16 protein-coding genes and 2 tRNA genes are annotated in these 18,027 nt (G+C 54.4%); 14 read left to right on the top strand and 4 right to left on the bottom strand.

Annotated features, from left to right (window positions below; genetic code table 11):
- Nucleotides 1–15: 15 nt before the first annotated feature.
- A complete protein-coding gene (gene cgtA, locus ACKWMY_RS25315) occupies nucleotides 16–1,188 on the top strand; it encodes an Obg family GTPase CgtA (protein ID WP_024529080.1) in 1,173 nt (390 codons plus the stop codon).
- Nucleotides 1,189–1,276: 88 nt separating this feature from the next.
- Here cgtA and pmrB read toward each other — a convergent pair whose 3' ends face one another.
- The 3 genes from pmrB to dacB are packed head-to-tail and all read right to left on the bottom strand — an operon-like array spanning nucleotide 1,277 to nucleotide 4,445.
- Nucleotides 1,277–2,341 (bottom strand): two-component system sensor histidine kinase PmrB, encoded by a 1,065-nt coding sequence (pmrB, locus tag ACKWMY_RS25310; RefSeq protein ID WP_074031604.1) that lies wholly within the window; start codon nucleotides 2,339–2,341, stop codon nucleotides 1,277–1,279.
- Nucleotides 2,338–3,000, bottom strand: coding sequence for a two-component system response regulator PmrA (pmrA, locus tag ACKWMY_RS25305; protein WP_024529078.1), 663 nt, complete (start codon nucleotides 2,998–3,000; stop codon nucleotides 2,338–2,340). The genes pmrB and pmrA overlap by 4 nt, the downstream gene beginning before the upstream one ends.
- Before the next feature lie 11 nt (nucleotides 3,001–3,011).
- Nucleotides 3,012–4,445, bottom strand: a complete 1,434-nt coding sequence (gene dacB, locus ACKWMY_RS25300; RefSeq protein ID WP_059199541.1) for a serine-type D-Ala-D-Ala carboxypeptidase — start codon at nucleotides 4,443–4,445, stop codon at nucleotides 3,012–3,014.
- A 304-nt stretch (nucleotides 4,446–4,749) separates the two neighbouring features.
- Between dacB and greA the strand changes: the two genes are divergently transcribed.
- A complete protein-coding gene (gene greA / locus ACKWMY_RS25295) occupies nucleotides 4,750–5,226 on the top strand; it encodes a transcription elongation factor GreA (RefSeq protein WP_021179044.1) in 477 nt (158 codons plus the stop codon).
- 115 nt (nucleotides 5,227–5,341) lie between these two features.
- Here the strand turns inward: greA and yhbY are convergent, their stop codons facing one another.
- Nucleotides 5,342–5,635, bottom strand: coding sequence for a ribosome assembly RNA-binding protein YhbY (yhbY, locus tag ACKWMY_RS25290; RefSeq protein WP_021807520.1), 294 nt, complete (start codon nucleotides 5,633–5,635; stop codon nucleotides 5,342–5,344).
- A 143-nt stretch (nucleotides 5,636–5,778) separates the two neighbouring features.
- On the opposite strand from yhbY, the gene rlmE reads away from it, so the two are divergent.
- From rlmE to truB, 12 genes are all read left to right on the top strand, one after another.
- On the top strand, nucleotides 5,779–6,408 hold the full coding sequence (gene rlmE / locus ACKWMY_RS25285) for a 23S rRNA (uridine(2552)-2'-O)-methyltransferase RlmE (protein WP_021179046.1): 630 nt from the start codon (nucleotides 5,779–5,781) through the stop codon (nucleotides 6,406–6,408).
- 56 nt (nucleotides 6,409–6,464) lie between these two features.
- Complete coding sequence (gene ftsH / locus ACKWMY_RS25280; protein ID WP_024529076.1) at nucleotides 6,465–8,396, top strand: ATP-dependent zinc metalloprotease FtsH; 1,932 nt, start codon at nucleotides 6,465–6,467, stop codon at nucleotides 8,394–8,396.
- Nucleotides 8,397–8,534: 138 nt separating this feature from the next.
- A complete protein-coding gene (folP, locus tag ACKWMY_RS25275; RefSeq protein ID WP_024483367.1) occupies nucleotides 8,535–9,368 on the top strand; it encodes a dihydropteroate synthase in 834 nt (277 codons plus the stop codon).
- A gap of 7 nt (nucleotides 9,369–9,375) precedes the next feature.
- Nucleotides 9,376–10,713, top strand: a complete 1,338-nt coding sequence (gene glmM / locus ACKWMY_RS25270) for a phosphoglucosamine mutase (RefSeq protein ID WP_409487288.1) — start codon at nucleotides 9,376–9,378, stop codon at nucleotides 10,711–10,713.
- A gap of 249 nt (nucleotides 10,714–10,962) precedes the next feature.
- Entirely contained in the window at nucleotides 10,963–11,298 is a 336-nt protein-coding gene (gene secG / locus ACKWMY_RS25265) for a preprotein translocase subunit SecG (protein ID WP_024483369.1), read from the top strand.
- Nucleotides 11,299–11,365: 67 nt separating this feature from the next.
- Nucleotides 11,366–11,452, top strand: a tRNA-Leu gene (locus ACKWMY_RS25260).
- A 60-nt stretch (nucleotides 11,453–11,512) separates the two neighbouring features.
- A tRNA-Met gene (locus ACKWMY_RS25255) sits at nucleotides 11,513–11,589 on the top strand.
- A 217-nt stretch (nucleotides 11,590–11,806) separates the two neighbouring features.
- Complete coding sequence (gene rimP / locus ACKWMY_RS25250) at nucleotides 11,807–12,259, top strand: ribosome maturation factor RimP (RefSeq protein ID WP_024529072.1); 453 nt, start codon at nucleotides 11,807–11,809, stop codon at nucleotides 12,257–12,259.
- A 21-nt stretch (nucleotides 12,260–12,280) separates the two neighbouring features.
- A complete protein-coding gene (nusA, locus tag ACKWMY_RS25245; protein ID WP_409487287.1) occupies nucleotides 12,281–13,789 on the top strand; it encodes a transcription termination factor NusA in 1,509 nt (502 codons plus the stop codon).
- A gap of 23 nt (nucleotides 13,790–13,812) precedes the next feature.
- Complete coding sequence (gene infB / locus ACKWMY_RS25240) at nucleotides 13,813–16,500, top strand: translation initiation factor IF-2 (RefSeq protein ID WP_024529071.1); 2,688 nt, start codon at nucleotides 13,813–13,815, stop codon at nucleotides 16,498–16,500.
- 69 nt (nucleotides 16,501–16,569) lie between these two features.
- Nucleotides 16,570–16,980, top strand: coding sequence for a 30S ribosome-binding factor RbfA (gene rbfA / locus ACKWMY_RS25235; protein ID WP_021179053.1), 411 nt, complete (start codon nucleotides 16,570–16,572; stop codon nucleotides 16,978–16,980).
- Nucleotides 16,980–17,924: a tRNA pseudouridine(55) synthase TruB gene (gene truB, locus ACKWMY_RS25230; protein WP_024529070.1), complete on the top strand. Its 945-nt coding sequence runs from the start codon at nucleotides 16,980–16,982 to the stop codon at nucleotides 17,922–17,924. The genes rbfA and truB overlap by 1 nt, the downstream gene beginning before the upstream one ends.
- The last annotated feature ends 103 nt before the right edge of the window (nucleotides 17,925–18,027 follow it).

Below are 18,027 nucleotides of genomic sequence, written 5' to 3'. Positions count from 1 at the left end.
TTACGGAGACGGTAAATGAAGTTTGTAGATGAAGCAGCGATCCTGGTCGTGGCAGGTGATGGCGGTAATGGTTGCGTCAGCTTCCGCCGCGAAAAGTACATCCCGAACGGTGGGCCAGATGGCGGTGACGGCGGTGACGGCGGTGACGTCTACCTGGTGGCAGACGAAAACCTGAATACCCTGATCGATTACCGCTTTGAAAAATCCTTCCGTGCCGAACGTGGCCAGAATGGTCAGAGCCGTGACTGTACCGGTAAACGCGGTAAAGACGTCGAAATCAAAGTTCCGGTCGGTACCCGTGTGCAGGATCAGGGCACCGGTGAGATCCTCGGTGATATGACCCGTCATCAGCAGCGTCTGATGGTGGCGAAGGGCGGTTGGCACGGCCTCGGCAACACCCGTTTCAAATCCTCGGTAAACCGTGCTCCGCGCCAAAAAACGTTGGGTACCAAGGGCGAGATGCGCGATATCCTGCTGGAGCTGCTGCTGCTGGCGGATGTGGGCATGTTGGGCCTGCCGAACGCCGGTAAGTCGACCTTCATTCGCGCGGTTTCTGCCGCCAAGCCAAAAGTGGCGGACTACCCGTTCACCACGCTGGTACCGAGCCTGGGCGTGGTACGTATGGACCATGAACAAAGCTTCGTGGTGGCGGATATTCCTGGCCTGATCGAAGGCGCACATGAAGGTGCTGGCCTGGGGATCCGTTTCCTGAAACACCTGGAGCGCTGCCGCGTGTTGCTGCACCTGGTGGACATTGCGCCAATCGACGAGTCCGATCCGATAGAGAATGCCAAGGTCATCATCAACGAGCTCAACCAGTACAGCGAGAATCTGTCACACAAGCCACGCTGGTTGGTGTTCAACAAAGTTGACCTGCTGGACGAGGAAGAGGCCGCCGAGCGCGCCAAGGCGATCGTAGAAGGTATGGGCTGGGAAGGTAAGTACTACATGATCTCCGCTGCGAACCGCGAAGGCGTTAACGCGCTGTGCTGGGACGTGATGAACTTCATCAATACGCAACCTAAAGCCATGGCGATCGAAGAAAGCGCGCCAGAAAAAGTCGAGTTCATGTGGGATGATTACCACCGTGAGCAAATCGCTGAAGTGGAAGCTGAAGCGGACGACGATTGGGATGATGACTGGGATGAAGATGACGACGAAGGCGTCGAAATCGTCTACCAGAAGTAATTCTGCGCAATAAAACAAGGGCTCGGTTCAGTGAACCGGGCCCTTGCTGTTTGTTGAGGTTGCTGAAACCTCAATCGATGGTGCGACGTTAGTGATTTAAAATATTATCAGGTAACCAGCACTGTGCATCCAGGCCGTCGGCATCGGCGCGGTTTTCCAGGCGTAGACAGCCACGGTGCAACTGAACGATACGGATCACGATATTCAATCCCAGCCCGCTGCCGCCATAACGCTGATCCATCCGGCGGAAGGCCTGAGTCAACTCTCCGGCCATTTCTTGTTTGATACCCGGCCCCTCGTCGAGCACCTGCAATCGTTGCCCATCGTTCTCGGGAGTGAGCTGAACACGAATGACACTCTTCTCGGGGCCATAGCGGTGTGCATTTTCAACCAGATTACGCAGCATCAGGCGCAGCAGCACCGGATCGCCATGTGTCACCGCACTGGCTGGCAGTTGCCAGACAATCTTTTGCTCGCGCAGAGCGGCGAGCTCATCCAACTCTTCCTGCAATGGCTCAATAACGTTGGCTACCCAGTCAAACTGCTGGTAATGGCCGCTGGCGAAATCCTGCCCGGCGCGCGACAGCATCAGCAATTGCTCAACCACGTGCATCAGTTGGTCAATGCGGGCGATCAATTGTTTACTGCCCGCAACTCCCTGTTGCTCCATCAGTTCCAGATGCAGCCGGATCCCCGCCAGTGGCGTGCGTAATTCGTGGGCTGCATCGGCAGTGAACAGCCGCTCTTGCTGGATGGTATGGTCAAGGCGTGAAAAAAGCTGATTCAATGCCTTGGTGACCGCCACCATCTCCAGACTGTCGCTGGTTATCGGCAACGGCGTCAGATTGTCTGCCGAACGTTTCTCCAGCTTTTCCTGTAGTTGATTCAGCGGCCGGATAATCCAACTGATGGCCCAGAAGGAGGCCAGCAGGGTCACTATCATCATGATCAGCGAAGGGGCAAGCAGTGACGCGATCGCCTCGGCAATCTCGGTATCGACTCGCTCGTTGCGTACTTTGGCCGACAGGGTTTCATCCACCAGGAAACTGATCTGCTCCTGGCTTTCATGCCATAGCCAAAACGCGCTGATAAGCTGGGTGACCAGCAGGATCAGGGCCAACATCAGCAACAAACGACGGCGCATGCTAATCAAGATGCGGGCTCCAAACGGTAACCGATGCCACGTACGGTGCGGATACGATCTTTGCCCAATTTACGGCGCAAATTGTGCATATGCACTTCGAGGGTATTCGAGCCCAGATCGTCGTTCCAGGTATAAAGATCTTGCTGCAGTAACTCACGGTTGACGGTTTGCCCAGCCCGCATCATCAGACGCGACAGAATGGCAAACTCTTTCGGCGTGACGTCTATCGCCTGCTGTTGCAGATACACCTGCTGGCTGGACAGATTGAGCGTCAGATCGTCCTGTTGCAGTAGGTTATCGCTGTGGCCCTGATAGCGGCGGAGCAGTGCCCGTACCCGGGCTTGTAGCTCAATCAGAGCAAAGGGTTTGACCAGATAGTCATCGGCACCGGCGTCCAGGCCATCGACACGGTCTTGCAACGCGTCGCGTGCGGTGAGGATCAACACCGGGATGCTGATTTGCTGACGGCGCCACTGCCGCAGCAGGGTGGCACCGTCAATATCTGGCAGGCCGAGGTCGAGGATCACCATGCTGTACTGGCTGGTGACGATCAGGCCATTAGCCTGCGCAGCACTGGCCGCACAATCACAGGCGTAGCCTTCGTTAGACATTGCCTGCGCAACGCCTTGCTGCAATAACTCATCGTCCTCAACAATCAGTAGCTTCATGCCCTTGGGCCTCAATTGTTCTGATAGATATCCCGATACAACCGGCTTTCGAACCGCACCAGCGGCGCTCGGCGCTGTTTCTGATCTTCTGGTGGCACCGCGTAACCCGATAGATATTGGACAAAGGCAAGACGCTGACCGCTGGCCGTAGTGATAAAGCCAGCCAGGTTATAGACCCCTTGCAGCGCCCCGGTTTTGGCAGAAACCTTACCGTCGACCCCGGCTTCATGTAGGCCACCGCGATAGCGCAGCGTGCCATCATAACCGGACAGCGGCAGCATCGAGATAAAGTTGAGCTCGCTGTCGTGCTGAGCAATATATTGCAACGCCTGCATCATGGTTGCAGGTGCCAGCAGGTTGTGGCGCGACAGGCCAGAGCCGTCCACCACGATGCTGTTACCTAGGTCTACCCCGGCCTTCTGGCGCAGAACCTGGCGTACTGCATCTGCTCCCGCGCGCCAGGTACCCGGTACGCCAAAGCGTTCATGGCCGATGGTGCGAAACACGGTATCGGCAATCATGTTGTCCGACTTCTTCAGCATGATTTTCAGCAGGTCATGCAACGGTGCAGACTGCGTCTGGGCGATCACCGTGCCCGTCATCCCTGGCTGGGTTTGGCGTTTCAAATGGCCGCCAATCTGGATCCCTGACTTGACCAGCTCATCTTTCAGGATGGCACCGGCATAGCTGGCTCCGTCTTGAATGGCGAATGCCAACGGCAGTGGTTCACTGCGCTGGGTCAGGCATCCGGTCAGTGTAAAGCGGTTCAATTCGCCCGGCACCACATCCAGCTCACAATATTGTGCATCCGCAGAGCCTTTCGCCAGCGTTCTTACCTGGCTGAACATATTGACCGGGTAGAATGAGGCCACGCGAATAAACGCCATCTCACCGGGGTTAGGGGCGCTGTAAAGGGAAACCGAGAAACAGTTGCGATCGACAATCGCTGCCGCTGGCGGGGCGCTGAAACATTGGGTCATATCGTTCCAGGGCCAGCCGGGCGCTTTGTCATGGCTGGCAAATACCGAGGTATCGACCAGTACATCGCCGCTGATTTCGCGAACTCCCTGTTTTTTCAGTTCCGCCACCATATTGCGCAGATTCTGCCGCTTGAAGGTGGGATCTCCGCTGAAACGGGCGATAAGGTTGCCACGCAACACGCCATCCGTGATGTTGCCCTGACTTTCCAGTGTCGTGGTGAAGCGATAATCCGGCCCGAGCTGTAACAAAGCCGCCAGCGCGGTAAGCACCTTCTGGGTGCTGGCCGGGAGTGCCATTTGCTGTGAGTGATAGTCGATGGTTGGCGTAGTCGCGCCAATCTTCTGAACGATCAGGGCCAGGTTCGCCCCATCAGGCAAATATTGTGTGTAATCTTCAACCGGGGCCGCATGGGCATTAACAGCAAATGCGCAGGCCAATACACTGACAATTCGTGAAAAACGCATAATCTCGGGGTAACAGCTGGATAACGTGCTGTCATACTACGGTGCATCAAGGGATAAAGTAAACGATGACCCTTAAGGAACTCTAGGCTAAAATGCGTATCAAAATGCAAAATCGATGCTGACTTGGAACAAACCTCCGAGCTCGGTTTCTTTTGTTTATCGCCTGGAGACGGAAGGCGCAACGCCTGCCGTAATTTCATACGAACACGTCAGGATGACGCTAATGCCCTGGGGATGTCGAGCTGCGCTTAGCTTGCTACACCACGGGTATATTTGAACAGGATAGATTTAGAGGTATTTAACGATGAAACAGATCCCGATGACCTTGTTTGGCGCAGAACAACTGCGTGAAGAACTAGAATATTTGAAAGGTGTGCGTCGCCCGAAAATCATTGCCGACATCGCCACCGCACGCGAACACGGTGACCTGAAAGAAAACGCCGAGTACCATGCCGCTCGTGAACAGCAGGGTTTCTGTGAAGGGCGTATCCAGGAAATCGAGGCCAAACTGTCCAATGCGCAGGTGATCGACATCACCAAAATGCCTCAGACTGGCCGCGTGATTTTTGGTGCTACCGTCTCGGTGATGAACCTGGATAGCGAAGATCAGGTGACTTACCGCATCGTGGGTGATGATGAAGCAGACTTTAAGAAAAATCTTATTTCTGTCAACTCACCGATGGCTCGTGGCCTGATTGGCAAAGAGCAGGATGATGTTGTTGTCATCAAAACCCCGGGTGGTGATGTAGAATACGAAATTCTGAAAGTGGAATATCTTTAATTTCGCCCGAGTTGGTTAAAAGTTCAGCAGGGTTTTGTAAAGAAAGGAAAAAGGCCGCAAGCGGCCTTTTATCTGAGCCCGGCGCATGGCACCGTCTCAGCAAACAGATTGCGGATTAGCGTGGCAAAGTGATCTTGCGCTCTTTCGACGGGCGGTAAAGAATAAGCGTACTGCCGATCACTTGCACATTGCAGGCACCCGTTTCACGCACAATAGCGTCGGCGATCAGGGTTTTGGTTTCGCGATCTTCGGCTGCAATTTTTACTTTGATCAGCTCGTGATGCTCCAGAGCCAGCTCAATTTCAGCCAACACCCCTTCGGTGAGACCGTTATTACCCAGCATGACCACCGGTTTTAACGGATGTGCCAGGCCTTTCAGGTGTTGTTTTTGTTTATTATTCAGATTCATTGTCTTTTTTGCTTAAGTTGGGATTGAAAACGGTACATTCTACCGCCATCTCATGTGTATCACCAAATCGGTCTGCACCGAATTGAGTTTACGTGAGAAGCGAACCTGGCATGAGACTCTTTTTAGGATAGTTGGAATACTCGATGGCAAATAAAAAGCGTTCGGCCAGTTCCAGTCGCTGGCTCCAAGAACACTTTAGCGATAAATATGTGCTGCAGGCGCAGAAAAAAGGGCTGCGTTCGCGTGCCTGGTTTAAACTTGATGAAATTCAGCAAAGTGACAAACTGTTCAAGCCGGGTATGACGGTCGTTGATTTGGGGGCTGCACCGGGCGGTTGGTCGCAATATGTGGTAACCCAGATTGGTGGTAACGGGCGTATCATTGCCTGTGATATTTTGCCAATGGATCCTATCGTTGGCGTCGATTTCCTTCAGGGCGATTTTCGTGATGAACTGGTCCTCAAAGCACTGTTGGAACGTGTAGGTGATAGTAAGGTTCAGGTAGTCATGTCTGACATGGCCCCGAATATGAGCGGCACCCCGGCGGTCGATATCCCAAAATCGATGTATCTGGTGGAATTAGCACTGGAAATGTGTCGTGATGTTCTCGCACCAGGCGGTAGTTTCCTGGTGAAGGTGTTCCAGGGAGATGGTTTTGACGAGTACCTACGGGAAATTCGCTCCCTGTTTACGAAGGTTAAGATTCGTAAGCCAGACGCTTCTCGCGCACGTTCGCGTGAAGTGTACATTGTAGCGACAGGGCGGAAACTGTAGTACCCTAACGCTGTTTGTTAACACAGTTGTAATATGAGGTTAATCCCTTGAGTGACATGGCGAAAAACCTAATTCTCTGGCTAGTCATCGCGGTCGTTTTGATGTCGGTATTCCAGAGCTTTGGGCCCAGCGAGTCTAATGGCCGTAGGGTAGATTACTCTACCTTCATGACCGAACTGACCCAAGATCAGATCCGTGAAGCGCGCATTAATGGGCGTGAAATCAACGTTGTCCGTAAAGACAGCAACAAGTACACCACTTACATCCCGGTCAACGATCCGAAGTTACTGGATACGTTGTTAACCAAAAACGTGAAAGTTGTTGGTGAGCCACCGGAAGAGCCAAGCTTGCTGGCTTCTATCTTTATTTCCTGGTTCCCAATGCTGTTGTTGATTGGGGTCTGGATCTTCTTCATGCGGCAAATGCAGGGCGGCGGCGGCAAGGGCGCGATGTCCTTCGGCAAGAGCAAGGCCCGTATGCTGACGGAAGACCAGATCAAGACCACTTTTGCCGACGTTGCAGGCTGTGACGAAGCAAAAGAAGAAGTGAGTGAACTGGTAGACTACCTGCGCGAACCGAGCCGTTTCCAGAAGCTGGGCGGCAAGATCCCGAAAGGCGTGCTGATGGTTGGCCCTCCGGGTACCGGTAAAACCCTGCTGGCGAAAGCGATTGCCGGCGAGGCGAAAGTCCCGTTCTTCACCATTTCGGGTTCTGACTTCGTCGAAATGTTCGTCGGTGTGGGTGCATCCCGCGTCCGTGACATGTTCGAACAGGCCAAGAAAGCGGCACCGTGCATCATCTTTATCGATGAAATCGACGCCGTAGGCCGCCAACGTGGCGCAGGTCTGGGCGGTGGTCACGATGAACGTGAGCAAACGCTGAACCAGATGCTGGTTGAGATGGACGGCTTTGAAGGCAACGAAGGCATTATCGTCATCGCGGCAACTAACCGTCCTGACGTACTGGACCCGGCGTTACTGCGTCCAGGCCGTTTCGACCGCCAAGTGGTGGTTGGGCTGCCAGACGTGCGTGGCCGTGAGCAAATCCTGAAGGTGCACTCCCGTCGCGTGCCTTTGGCACCAGACGTTGATGCTTCTGTGCTTGCACGTGGCACTCCGGGCTTCTCCGGTGCGGACTTGGCCAACCTGGTCAACGAAGCGGCCCTGTTCGCAGCACGTGGTAACAAGCGCGTGGTGTCGATGGTGGAGTTTGAAAAAGCCAAAGACAAGATCATGATGGGTGCGGAACGTCGCTCCATGGTGATGACGGAAGCGCAGAAAGAATCGACCGCCTATCACGAAGCGGGCCACGCCATCATTGGCCGCCTGGTTCCTGAGCATGACCCGGTGCATAAAGTCACGATTATTCCTCGTGGCCGTGCGCTCGGCGTGACCTTCTTCCTGCCGGAAGGGGATGCGATCAGCGCCAGCCGTCAGAAGCTGGAAAGCCAAATCTCCACCCTGTACGGTGGCCGTCTGGCAGAAGAAATTATTTACGGGCCGGAAAAAGTCTCTACCGGTGCATCGAACGACATTAAAGTCGCTACCTCGATCGCCCGCAACATGGTGACCCAATGGGGCTTCTCCGAGAAGCTGGGGCCATTGCTGTATGCGGAAGAAGAGGGCGAGGTGTTCCTGGGCCGTTCCGTGGCCAAGGCGAAACACATGTCGGACGAAACCGCACGTATCATCGACCAGGAAGTCAAATCCCTGATTGAGCGCAACTATATTCGCGCACGTGCGTTGCTGATGGAAAACATGGACATCCTGCATTCGATGAAAGATGCACTGATGAAATATGAAACCATCGATGCACCGCAGATCGACGACCTGATGAACCGTAAAGATGTGCGTCCGCCAGCAGGTTGGGACGACGTGGCGAAAAGCAACAACTCCGACAACGGTGGCACACCAAAAGCGCCAACGCCGGTAGATGAGCCGCGTACACCAAACCCAGGCAACACCATGTCTGAACAGCTCGACAAGTAATATCGGCTGTAGCGTAAAATAAAACCCCGGCCAGCCGGGGTTTTTTATTGCTGGCTGCAAATTGCCGCCTCTCTTGGGTGTGAGGGGCGGGATCCACTCCAGGCAACAGAGTAGTATTGACTCCAAGGTAGATTAATCATGCAGTTAACCGTGCGCGACCAAATCCTCGATCTCAACCATCCTCGGGTGATGGGGATCCTCAACGTTACCCCAGACTCCTTCTCTGACGGTGGGCGGCATAATTCTCTGAATGATGCTCTGCTGCATGCGCATGCGCTGATTTCGGCGGGTGCAACGATGATCGATGTGGGGGGCGAGTCCACGCGCCCGGGCGCTGCTGAGGTCAGTGAAGAGGAAGAGATTGAGCGCGTCGTGCCGGTAGTTGAAGCTTTGGCGCAGCGGTTTGAAATCTTTATCTCAGTGGATACCTCAAAAGCCGGTGTGATCCGCGAATCCGCTAAAGCCGGTGCGCATTTGATCAACGACGTTCGCTCGCTGCAAGAGCCTGGCGCGTTGCAGGCAGCCGCTGAAAGCGGTCTGCCAGTGTGCCTGATGCATATGCAAGGCGAGCCGCGTACCATGCAGCAAGCACCGCATTACGATGACCTGATGGCGGACGTTAATGCGTTTTTCCAGCAGCATATTGACCGCTGTATTGCAGGTGGCATAGCAAAACAGAAATTGTTACTCGACCCAGGCTTCGGTTTCGGTAAGAATTTAGCGCATAATTATCAGCTTCTGGCCCGATTGGCGGAATTTCATCACTTTGGCTTGCCACTGCTGGTGGGGATGTCGCGTAAGTCGATGATTGGGCAGCTATTGAATGTTCCACCCGAACAGCGGGTGATTGGCAGCGTTGCCTGTGCGGTGATTGCCGCGATGCAGGGGGCGCAGATAGTCAGAGTGCATGATGTCAAAGAAACCGTCGAGGCGATGCGTGTCGTCGAGGCAACACTTTCAGCTAAGGGATAGTAGAGACATGAGCGAACGCAAATACTTTGGTACCGACGGCATTCGTGGCAAAGTGGGTGACAGCCCGATAACCCCAGAGTTCGTCCTCAAGTTAGGTTGGGCGGCCGGCAAGGTATTGGCGCGCCATGGCTCCCGCAAAATCATCATCGGTAAAGATACCCGTATCTCTGGCTATATGCTGGAGTCAGCGCTGGAGGCCGGTTTAGCGGCGGCGGGGCTGTCTGCTTCGTTTACCGGCCCGATGCCAACCCCAGCGGTGGCTTATCTGACCCGAACGTTCCGTGCGGAAGCCGGGATCGTGATTTCTGCCTCACATAACCCATTTTACGATAACGGCATCAAGTTCTTCTCCATCGATGGTGCCAAACTGCCTGACGATGTGGAGGAAGCGATTGAAGCGGAAATGGAAAAACCGCTGACCTGCGTCGAATCTGCCGAGTTGGGTAAAGCCAGCCGCATTGTCGATGCTGCAGGGCGCTATATCGAATTCTGTAAAGGTACCTTCCCGAGCGAACTGAGCCTGAACGGGCTGAAGATCGTGGTGGACTGCGCCAACGGTGCTACCTATCACATTGCCCCAAGCGTTTTGCGTGAGCTGGGTGCCACGGTGATCGCTATCGGTTGTGAGCCGGATGGCATGAACATCAACGAAGAGTGTGGCGCTACCGATGTACGCCAACTGCAGGCGCGCGTGCTGGAAGAGCAGGCACACGTTGGCCTGGCCTTTGATGGCGATGGCGACCGCGTGATGATGGTGGATCATCTGGGTAACAAGGTCGACGGCGATCAGATCCTCTACATCATTGCTCGTGAAGGCCTGCGCCAGGGGCAACTGCGCGGCGGTGCCGTGGGTACCCTGATGAGCAATATGGGCCTGGAGCTGGCACTGAAGCAGCTAGGCATCCCGTTTGCCCGTGCCAAAGTGGGTGACCGCTACGTACTGGAAAAACTGCAAGAGTTGGGCTGGCGCATTGGGGCGGAAAACTCCGGCCACGTGATCCTGCTGGACAAAACCACCACCGGGGACGGTATCGTCGCTGGCCTGCAAGTGTTGACGGCAATCGTGCGCAATAACATGAGCCTGCACGACCTGTGCAGCGGTATGAAATTACTGCCACAGATCCTGGTCAACGTGCGCTTTGTCGGTGAGCATAACCCGCTGGAGTCAGAAGAGGTGTTGAAGGTCGCTGAGCAGGTCGAAGCCGAATTGGCCGGTCGTGGTCGCGTACTGCTGCGTAAATCGGGTACTGAACCGCTGATCCGCGTGATGGTGGAAGGCGAAGATGAACAGCAGGTTATCGCGTTGGCGCACCGTATTGCCGATGCGGTCAAGCTGGCAGGTTAACACGCTGTTTTTACGCAGGTACGTTGTCAGTGCCTGCGTAATTTCCCGATCAGCCCTGTTTTTGCTGTTTTTTTCCGCAAACGCATCGGTGGTTGCAAATTGCCCTTGCGCGCTCAGGCGGCTTTGGTTAGTATTCACACCCGCTTCAGTGGGCTGTTTTAGTGACACGCCACGCCTTCTTTAGTTTGGAAGCATCTGGGGTGAGAAGCATTTGGCACGCGGTGAACCCGCAAGGATACAGGTACCACTATGTACGAAGCTCTTCTGGTAATTTTCTTGCTGATATCGATCGGGCTAGTCGCTCTGATCATGCTACAGCAAGGTAAAGGCGCTGATATGGGAGCCTCATTCGGAGCAGGTGCTTCTGGCACGTTCTTCGGATCGACCGGTTCAGGCAACTTTATGACCCGCATGACGGCTGTTCTGGCGACGTTGTTCTTCGTCATCAGTCTGATCCTGGGCAACCTGAGCACCAATCAGGGCAAGAAAGGCAGTGAGTGGGAAAACCTGGGTCAGCCAGCGCAAACTGAGCAGACTAGCACTCCGGCAGCACCAGCTAAACCGGTCAGTGATATCCCGCAGTAAGCCTGAAAAGTTTGAAAGCGGTTGTTTTAGACCTCAATAGAAACAGCCGTTAGCAGTAAAAATCAGTACCGAGGTGGTGGAATTGGTAGACACGCTACCTTGAGGTGGTAGTGCCCTAACGGGCTTGTGGGTTCGAGTCCCATCCTCGGTACCAAATCCCAGAGATAACTTGCGTTTTTGCAATTATCGGCGTAATATTTGCCACGTTTTCGGACGCGGGGTGGAGCAGCCTGGTAGCTCGTCGGGCTCATAACCCGAAGGTCGTCGGTTCAAATCCGGCCCCCGCAACCACTTTCCTTTAAGTGTTTATTTTCAAATACACTTTTCGATTGAATTCCGCTTTTCTCGATCAACATTTGAAAATGACACTTGCTAGAAAGTTGCACCGAAGCCGCTTTGCGGCAAACAGGGTCCAGTTGCATAAAGCCCCGAATTTTCGGGGTTTTTTGTTATTTGGCAACAGAATCACTGGGCTATTAGGCCCTTTTTTTATGTCTTGGGGGTGGGCTTGTCCACATTAGAGCAAAAATTAACAGAGATGCTTTCCGCACCGGTAGAGGCGTTGGGCTTTGAGCTCGTAGGCATCGAATTTATTCGGGCGCGCCAATCGACACTACGCATCTATATTGATAGTGACAACGGAATCAATGTTGATGATTGCGCTGATGTCAGCCACCAGGTCAGCGCTGTACTGGACGTCGAAGATCCGATCACGGTCGCTTACAACCTGGAAGTCTCCTCTCCTGGCCTTGAGCGCCCTATGTTTACCGCGGAACACTATCAACGTTTTCTCGGTGAAGAAGTCAGCGTTGTTCTGCGTATGGCGATACAAAACCGCCGCAAATGGCAGGGCATCATCAAGTCTGTAGAAGGCGAGATGATCACGGTTACTGTGGATGGGAAAGATGAAGTGTTCGCGCTGAGCAATATTCAGAAAGCGAACCTGGTACCCCACTTTTAAAGTTTGGATGAGGCAACTAGGATGAACAAAGAGATTCTGGCTGTTGTTGAAGCAGTTTCCAATGAAAAATCCCTACCACGTGAGAAGATTTTCGAAGCCCTGGAAACCGCTTTAGCCACCGCCACCAAGAAAAAATATGAGCAGGAAATCGAGGTCCGTGTCAGCATTGACCGTAAGACTGGCGATTTCGACACCTTCCGCCGTTGGGTTGCCGTTGATGAAGTGACCCAGCCAACGCGTGAGATCACGCTGGAAGCTGCACAGTATGAAGATCCGTCCATGGAACTGGGCGGCTATATCGAAGATCAGATCGAATCTGTGACCTTCGACCGTATCACCACTCAAACGGCAAAGCAGGTTATCGTACAGAAAGTACGTGAAGCCGAGCGCGCGATGGTGGTTGACGCCTTCCGCCAACACGAAGGTGAGATCGTCACCGGCGTGGTGAAAAAAGTTAACCGTGACAGCATTGCGCTGGATCTGGGTAGCAACGCCGAAGCGGTCATTGGCCGTGAAGACATGCTGCCACGCGAAAACTTCCGCCCGGGTGACCGTATCCGCGGTGTACTGTACGCAGTACGTCCGGAAGCACGCGGTGCGCAACTGTTCGTCAGCCGTTCCAGCCCGGATATGCTCAAAGAGCTGTTCCGCATCGAAGTGCCGGAAATTGGCGAAGAAGTGATTGAGATTAAAGCGGCAGCCCGCGATCCTGGCTCCCGTGCAAAAATTGCCGTCAAAACCAACGACAAGCGTATCGACCCGGTCGGTGCCTGTGTCGGTATGCGCGGTGCCCGCGTCCAGGCCGTTTCGAGCGAGCTTGGCGGGGAACGTATTGATATCATCCTGTGGGATGATAACCCTGCACAGTTCGTCATTAACGCCATGGCCCCGGCAGATGTTGCCTCGATCGTGGTAGATGAAGACCGGTGCACGATGGACATCGCCGTTGAAGCCAGCAACCTGGCACAGGCGATCGGCCGTAATGGCCAAAACGTGCGTTTAGCTTCCCAACTGTTGAAACAGCATCGTGATGATGATCGCTGGGAACTGAACGTGATGACGGCGGACGATCTGCAGGCCAAGCATCAGGCCGAGGCTCATGCCGCCATTGATACCTTCACCAAGTATCTTGATATCGACGAAGATTTCGCCACCGTTCTGGTCGAAGAAGGCTTCTCTACTCTGGAAGAACTGGCTTACGTGCCAATCAAAGAGCTGCTGGAAATCGACGGTCTGGATGAAGATATGGTTGAAGCGTTGCGCGATCGCGCCAAAGCTGCATTGACCACGCTGGCCCTGGCACAGGAAGAAAGCCTGGGCGACCAAAAACCTGCTGATGATTTGCTCAACCTTCCGGGTCTTGAGCGCAGCATGGCCTTTAAACTGGCCGCGCGTGGGGTTTGTACGCTGGAAGATCTTGCCGAGCAGGGTGTTGACGATCTGGCTGATATTGACGGGCTTAGCGATGAGCAAGCCGGCGAGCTGATTATGGCCGCACGTAATATCTGTTGGTTTGGCGACAACGCGTAATAACTGTAGCAGGAAGGAACAGCATGACGACAGATGTAACCGTAAAATCGCTGGCAGCAGAGATACAGACACCGGTTGATCGCCTGGTACAGCAGTTTGCTGATGCAGGGATCAACAAGTCTGAGACCGACTCTGTGACACAGCATGAGAAAGAAACCTTACTGGCGCACCTAAACCGTGAACACGGTAGTGCGCCAGGCAAACTCACGTTGCAGCGCAAAACGCGCAGCACCTTGAATATTCCGAGCACCGGCGGTAAGAGTAAATCGGTGCAAATTGAGGTCCGCAAGAAACGCACTTATGTAAATCGCGATCCGCAGGAAGCCCAACAGGCTGAAGCGGCTGAGCAGGCACAGCGTGAAGCGGAAGAGCAGGCAAGGCGCGAAGCGGAAGAGCTAGCGAAACGCGAAGCAGAAGCTAAGCGCGCAGCCGAAGAGCAAGCCAAACGTGAGGCCGCGGAGATTGCTAAGCGTAATTCAGCGGAAAAAGAAAAAGTGACCAATCAACATACCGACGAAATGACCAAGCCAGCTCAGGCAGAAAAAGCACGCCGTGAAGCCGAAGCCGCCGAACTGAAACGTAAAGCGGAAGAAGAAGTACGCCGTAAGGTGGAAGAAGATGCCAAACGCGTAGCGGAAGAAGCGCGCCGTATGGCCGAAGAGAACGGTGAGAAGTGGGCCGAAGCCGAAGCAGCAAGTGCTGCGGTTGAAACAGCCGACTACCACGTAACCACCTCCGAGCACGCTCGTGCTGCCGAAGACGAAAACGACGCCAAAGTTGAAGGTGAGCGCCGTAGCCGTACTCGCGGTGGCAAAGCGACCAAACAGAAGAAAGGCAACAAGCTCTCCGAGTCTAAAGCAGACCGCGAAGAAGCTCGTACCATGACCCGTGGCGGTAAAGGCAAGCGTAAGCCAAGCACCCTGCAGCAGGGCTTTAACAAGCCGGCTCAGGTGGTTAACCGTGACGTAGTGATCGGCGAGACCATCACCGTTGCTGAACTGGCTAACAAGATGGCGGTAAAAGGTTCTCAGGTCATCAAAGCGATGATGAAGCTGGGCGCTATGGCCACCATCAACCAGGTCATCGACCAGGAAACCGCACAGCTGGTTGCCGAAGAGATGGGCCACAAAGTTATCCTGCGTCGTGAGAACGAGCTGGAAGAAGCGCTGATGAGCGACCGTGACACCGGCGCGGGCGCCGAGTCTCGTGCGCCAGTCGTGACCATCATGGGCCACGTTGACCATGGTAAAACCTCTCTGCTCGACTACATCCGCTCCACCAAGGTGGCGGTTGGCGAAGCAGGTGGTATTACCCAGCACATCGGTGCTTACCACGTAGAAACCGAAAACGGCATGATCACCTTCCTGGATACCCCAGGCCACGCAGCGTTTACCTCAATGCGTGCTCGTGGTGCTCAGGCGACCGATATCGTGGTTCTGGTAGTAGCAGCAGACGACGGCGTGATGCCACAAACCATCGAAGCCATTCAGCATGCTCAGGCGGCTAAAGTGCCATTGGTGGTTGCGGTTAACAAAATTGACAAACCAGAAGCCGATCCAGACCGCGTTAAGCAAGAGCTGTCGCAGTATGGCGTTATGCCAGAAGAGTGGGGTGGTGAAGCTCAGTTCGTCCACGTATCTGCGAAAGCCGGTACCGGTATCGACGAACTGTTGAACGCTATCTTGCTGCAGGCTGAAGTTCTTGAACTGAAAGCGGTTCGTAGCGGCATGGCGAGCGGTGTGGTAATCGAATCCTTCCTGGATAAAGGCCGTGGCCCAGTGGCTACCGTGCTGGTACAGGAAGGGACGCTGAACAAGGGCGATATCGTCCTGTGCGGCTTCGAGTATGGCCGTGTTCGTGCGATGCGTGACGAATTGGGCCGTGAAGTGACCTCTGCAGGTCCGTCTATCCCGGTTGAGATCCTGGGGCTGTCCAGCGTTCCTGCTGCGGGTGACGAAGCGACCGTCGTGCGTGACGAGAAGAAAGCGCGTGAAGTTGCGCTGTACCGTCAAGGCAAGTTCCGCGAAGTTAAACTGGCTCGCCAGCAGAAATCTAAACTGGAGAACATGTTCGCGAACATGACCGAAGGTGAAGTTTCTGAACTGAACATCGTGCTGAAAACCGACGTACAGGGTACCTGTGAAGCGATTTCCGATTCACTGCAGAAACTCTCCACCGATGAAGTGAAGGTGAAGATTGTGGGTTCTGGCGTAGGTGGTATCACCGAAACCGACGCAACCCTGGCTGCGGCATCCAACGCCATCATCCTGGGCTTCAACGTGCGTGCGGATGCTTCTGCCCGCCGCGTGATTGAGTCAGAAAGCCTGGATCTGCGTTACTACTCCGTGATCTATAACCTGATCGACGAAGTGAAGCAGGCGATGAGCGGTATGTTGGCGCCTGAGTACAAACAGCAGATCATCGGTCTGGCTGAAGTACGTGATGTGTTCAAATCACCTAAGTTCGGCGCTGTTGCCGGCTGTATGGTGACCGAAGGCAACATCAAGCGTCACAACCCAATCCGCGTGCTGCGTGACAACGTGGTTATCTATGAAGGCGAGCTGGAATCCCTGCGCCGCTTCAAAGATGACGTTAACGAAGTCCGTAACGGTATGGAATGTGGTATCGGCGTTAAGAACTACAACGACGTGCGCGTTGGCGACATGATCGAAGTGTTCGAAATCATCGAGATCCAGCGTACCATCGCTTAAGCCTCGAAAAACGCTTAAATCTGTTTTAGGGGGGCCTTGTGCCCCCCGATTTGTCTGGAGGGTTTCCAAATGGCAAAAGAATTCAGCCGCGGTCAACGCGTGGCACAAGAAATGCAAAAAGAGATTGCGATGATCTTGCAGCGTGAAGTCAAAGATCCGCGTGTCGGCATGGCTACCGTTTCAGGTGTTGAAGTGTCTCGCGATCTGGCTTACGCCAAAGTTTACGTCACCTTCCTGAACGTGCTGACTGAAAACCACGATCCGGATCTGGTGACCAACGGCATTAAAGCGTTGCAGGATGCCTCTGGCTATATCCGTACGCTGCTGGGCAAAGCGATGCGCCTGCGCGTAGTACCGGAACTGACCTTCTCCTACGATAACTCACTGGTTGAAGGCATGCGCATGTCCAACCTGGTGACCAACGTAGTGAAGAACGATGCCGAACGTCGCAATGCATCAGGCGATGAAGAGGAGGCTTAATGAGTCGCCCTCGCCGTCGCGGCCGTGACATTCACGGCGTACTGCTGCTGGACAAACCGCAGGGCCTGTCGTCTAACGATGCCCTGCAAAAAGTAAAGCGTATCTATAATGCCAACCGCGCGGGCCATACTGGCGCGCTCGATCCACTGGCGACCGGTATGCTGCCAATCTGTCTGGGTGAGGCCACCAAGTTCTCCCAGTACCTGCTCGATTCCGACAAGCGTTACCGTGTGATTGCCCGTTTGGGCCAGCGCACGGACACCTCGGATGCCGATGGCCAGATCGTGCAGGAGCGGCCGGTAAACTTCACCCAGGCGCAGCTCGATACCGCACTGGACACCTTCAGGGGTAACATCCAGCAGGTGCCGTCGATGTATTCCGCACTGAAATACCAGGGCAAAAAGCTGTACGAATATGCTCGCCAGGGTATCGAAGTCCCGCGTGAAGCACGCAGCATCACCGTGTATGAGTTGCAGTTTATCCGCTGGGAAGGGGATGAGCTTGAGCTGGAAATTCACTGCTCGAAAGGCACTTACATCCGCACTATTACGGATGACCTCGGTGAACTGCTGGGCTGTGGAGCGCACGTGATTTATCTGCGCCGCCTGCAGGTGGCGAAGTACCCGATCGCCCGCATGATCACGCTGGAACAGCTAAATGCGTTAGTGGAGCAGGCACAGGAGCAGAACATTGCGCCAAGCGAACTGCTCGATCCGTTGCTGATGCCGATGGACAGCCCGGCCGAAGATTTCCCTGAGGTGAACCTGTTGCCAGCGGTAGCGGGTTACGTCAAACAAGGGCAGCCGGTGCAGGCCGCAGGGGCTCCGGCCTCGGGTCTGGTGCGCATTACCGAAGGCGAAGAACGTAAATTTATCGGCATTGGCGAGATTGCCGATGATGGCCGAGTCGCACCGCGCCGCCTGGTTGTCGAATATTTCGACTGACCTGCCCGCCTTGCGATCGCCCTGCGCTAAGAGTAGAATGGCGCAGCTTATGCATTGGGTTGCTGAATTAGAGATCGGCGCCTGTATTTATTATCTATAATTT

It is taken from the genome of Serratia sp. J2 (assembly GCF_046269175.1).
Classification (GTDB): domain Bacteria; phylum Pseudomonadota; class Gammaproteobacteria; order Enterobacterales; family Enterobacteriaceae; genus Chania; species Chania fonticola_C.
Note: the sequence above shows the minus strand (reverse complement) of the source record. Positions and strands in the feature narration are given on the sequence as shown.

What these genes read in the sequence shown, in the direction of transcription:
- cgtA (WP_024529080.1), top strand. Translation starts at nt 16, where the DNA reads ATGAAGTTTGTAGATGAAGCAGCGATCCTGGTCGTGGCAGGTGATGGC.
- pmrA (WP_024529078.1), bottom strand. Translation starts at nt 3,000, where the DNA reads ATGAAGCTACTGATTGTTGAGGACGATGAGTTATTGCAGCAAGGCGTT.
- dacB (WP_059199541.1), bottom strand. Translation starts at nt 4,445, where the DNA reads ATGCGTTTTTCACGAATTGTCAGTGTATTGGCCTGCGCATTTGCTGTT.
- greA (WP_021179044.1), top strand. Translation starts at nt 4,750, where the DNA reads ATGAAACAGATCCCGATGACCTTGTTTGGCGCAGAACAACTGCGTGAA.
- yhbY (WP_021807520.1), bottom strand. Translation starts at nt 5,635, where the DNA reads ATGAATCTGAATAATAAACAAAAACAACACCTGAAAGGCCTGGCACAT.
- rlmE (WP_021179046.1), top strand. Translation starts at nt 5,779, where the DNA reads ATGGCAAATAAAAAGCGTTCGGCCAGTTCCAGTCGCTGGCTCCAAGAA.
- ftsH (WP_024529076.1), top strand. Translation starts at nt 6,465, where the DNA reads ATGGCGAAAAACCTAATTCTCTGGCTAGTCATCGCGGTCGTTTTGATG.
- folP (WP_024483367.1), top strand. Translation starts at nt 8,535, where the DNA reads ATGCAGTTAACCGTGCGCGACCAAATCCTCGATCTCAACCATCCTCGG.
- glmM (WP_409487288.1), top strand. Translation starts at nt 9,376, where the DNA reads ATGAGCGAACGCAAATACTTTGGTACCGACGGCATTCGTGGCAAAGTG.
- secG (WP_024483369.1), top strand. Translation starts at nt 10,963, where the DNA reads ATGTACGAAGCTCTTCTGGTAATTTTCTTGCTGATATCGATCGGGCTA.
- nusA (WP_409487287.1), top strand. Translation starts at nt 12,281, where the DNA reads ATGAACAAAGAGATTCTGGCTGTTGTTGAAGCAGTTTCCAATGAAAAA.
- infB (WP_024529071.1), top strand. Translation starts at nt 13,813, where the DNA reads ATGACGACAGATGTAACCGTAAAATCGCTGGCAGCAGAGATACAGACA.
- rbfA (WP_021179053.1), top strand. Translation starts at nt 16,570, where the DNA reads ATGGCAAAAGAATTCAGCCGCGGTCAACGCGTGGCACAAGAAATGCAA.
- truB (WP_024529070.1), top strand. Translation starts at nt 16,980, where the DNA reads ATGAGTCGCCCTCGCCGTCGCGGCCGTGACATTCACGGCGTACTGCTG.